Genomic DNA, 2238 nt, shown 5'->3' with positions numbered 1-2238 from the left:
GCCCCGGCCGCCCGGCCCGCGCCGCCCTGCGGGGCGGCCGGCGCGCCGGCCCGCTCCCACACGGCCCACGGGCGGTCGCCCCTGGCGTAGGCGGCGTCGAGCGCGGCCCGCTCCTTGACGGTGTCGGTCGGCTTCCAGAACCCGCGGTGCTGGTACGCCACCAGCCGCCCCCGCTTGGCAAGTTGGGCACAGCCGTCGGCGACCAGGTCACCGCCCTCGGGTATGTGGTCGAAGACCTCCTGGCGGAGCACGAAGTAGCCGCCGTTCTCCCACAGCGGCAGCTCGCTCACCGCCGTGATGCCGCCCACCAGGCCGTCGTCACCCAAATCCACGCAGTGGAAGGAGGACTGCGGCGGCACCACCATCATCGAAGCACCGGCGTCCCGCCGCGCGAAGGACTCGATCATCGCCGGCAGCGGGGCGTCGGTCAGCACGTCCGCGTAGTTGGCGAGGAACATCTCATCGCCGTCCAGATGGTGCCGCACCCGGCGCAGCCGCTCCCCGATCGGCGACTCGATGCCGGTCTGCGCGAACGTGATGGTCCAGTCGGCGATGTCCGTCGACAGCAGCTCGGTGCGCCCGCCGCGCAGCACGAAGTCGTTGGACGTCGTCTCCTCGTAGTGCAGGAAGAAGTCCTTGATGTGGTGCGCCCCGTACCCCAGGCACAGGATGAACTCGGTGTGCCCGAAGGACGCGTAGTAGCGCATGACGTGCCAGATCAACGGCCGGGGCCCGACCATCGCCATCGGCTTGGGCACGTCGTCGGCCGCGCCGCTGCGCATCCGCAGTCCGTAACCGCCGCAGAACAGTACGACCTTCATGGCTTGACCTCGACAATGCTCAGTTCCGGGATGGGGAAGACCAGCCGGCCGCCCCAGGCGTGCACGAACGACAGTTGCTCGGTGAGCTCGGCCCGCAGGTTCCAGGGCAGCACCAGGACGTAGTCCGGCCGGTCGGCGGCGATCTGCTCCGGCGGCAGGATCGGGATGCGGGTGCCCGGGGTGAACCTGCCGTGCTTGTACGGGTTGCGGTCCACCGTGTACGCGAGCAGGTCGGGCCGGATGCCGCAGTGGTTGAGCAGGGTGTTGCCCTTGCCGGGGGCGCCGTAGCCCACCACCCGCTCGCCGCGCTCGGCCGCGGTGATCAGGAACCGCAGCAGGTCCCGGCGGACCGTGGCCACCCGGGCGGCGAACTCCGCGTACCCCGAAAGCTCCTGCAACCCGGCGGCCTTCTCCCGCGCCAACACCTCCGCCACCTGCCGACTCGGCTCGCCCGCGGCCTCGGCGGGGCGGGCCCACAGCCGGATGGAGCCGCCGTGCGTGGGCAGCAGCTCCACGTCCACGAGCGCGAGCCCGCCGCTGGCCAGCGCCCGGATCGCGGCGGCGACCGTGTAGTACTGGAAGTGCTCGTGGTAGATCGTGTCGTACTGGTTCAGCTCGATCAGGGTCAGCAGGTGCTGCACCTCGATGGAGACCCAGCCGTCGTCGGCGACCAGCGCGCGCAGCCCGCGGGTGAAGCCGACCACGTCCGGGATGTGCGCGTACACGTTGTTGGCCACGACCAGATCGGCCGGGCCGTGCTCGGCGCGCACCCGGGCGCCGGTGTCCGGGTCCAAGAACTCCGACACCGTGGGCACCCCGGCCTCGCGGGCCGCGGCGCCCACGTTCACCGAGGGCTCGATGCCCAGGCAGCGCACCCCCCGGTCCACCACGTGCCGCAGCAGATAGCCGTCGTTGCTGGCCACCTCCACCACGAAGGAGCTCGGCCCGAGCCCCAGGCGCTCGGCCGCGTCCGTGACGAAGGCGCGCGCGTGCTCCACCCAGGAGGTGGAGTACGAGGAGAAGTACGCGTACTCCTTGAACGTCTCCTCCGGCGTGATCAACGGCGGGATCTGCGCCAGCCAGCACTCCGTGCACACCCGCAGGTGCAGCGGGTACGCCGGCTCCGGCAGGTCAAGTTGGTCCGCGGCGAGAAAGCTCTCACACGGCGGGGTCGCCCCCAGGTCGACGACGCTCTCCAGCGCCGCCGAGCCGCAGAGTCGGCATCCGGTCATCTCCTGCCCCCATCCCTGCCCGCGCGGCGCTCCCGTCGCGGGCCTCGGCTCTCGTCCCCCAGCGGCGCCGGGGGCCCCCCACCGGGCGGTACCGCGCCCGGGGGGGCCCCCCCGGGGCCCCCCCCCCCCCCCCCCGGGGGCCCGCCGGCCCCCCCCGCCCCGCCCCCCCCCCCCCCCCCCCGCCC

The 2238-nt window shown here is 73.1% G+C and carries 2 protein-coding genes; both read right to left on the bottom strand.

Annotated elements, in window-relative coordinates; translation table 11 throughout:
• Nucleotides 1-821: glycosyltransferase family protein (locus tag AAHZ94_RS32950; RefSeq protein WP_349997380.1), on the bottom strand; the 821-nt coding region annotated here is incomplete at its 3' end.
• Nucleotides 818-2053, bottom strand: a complete 1236-nt coding sequence (locus AAHZ94_RS32945; RefSeq protein WP_349997379.1) for a class I SAM-dependent methyltransferase — start codon at nucleotides 2051-2053, stop codon at nucleotides 818-820. The genes AAHZ94_RS32945 and AAHZ94_RS32950, both read right to left, overlap by 4 nt.
• Between the last annotated feature and the right edge of the window lie 185 nt (nucleotides 2054-2238).

This window comes from Streptomyces sp. HSW2009 (genome assembly GCF_040240285.1).
Taxonomy (GTDB): Bacteria; Actinomycetota; Actinomycetes; order Streptomycetales; family Streptomycetaceae; genus Streptomyces.
Note: the sequence above shows the minus strand (reverse complement) of the source record. Positions and strands in the feature narration are given on the sequence as shown.

Bases quoted from the DNA above. Each gene is read 5' to 3' on its own strand.
- AAHZ94_RS32945 (WP_349997379.1), bottom strand. From the start codon at position 2,053: ATGACCGGATGCCGACTCTGCGGCTCGGCGGCGCTGGAGAGCGTCGTC.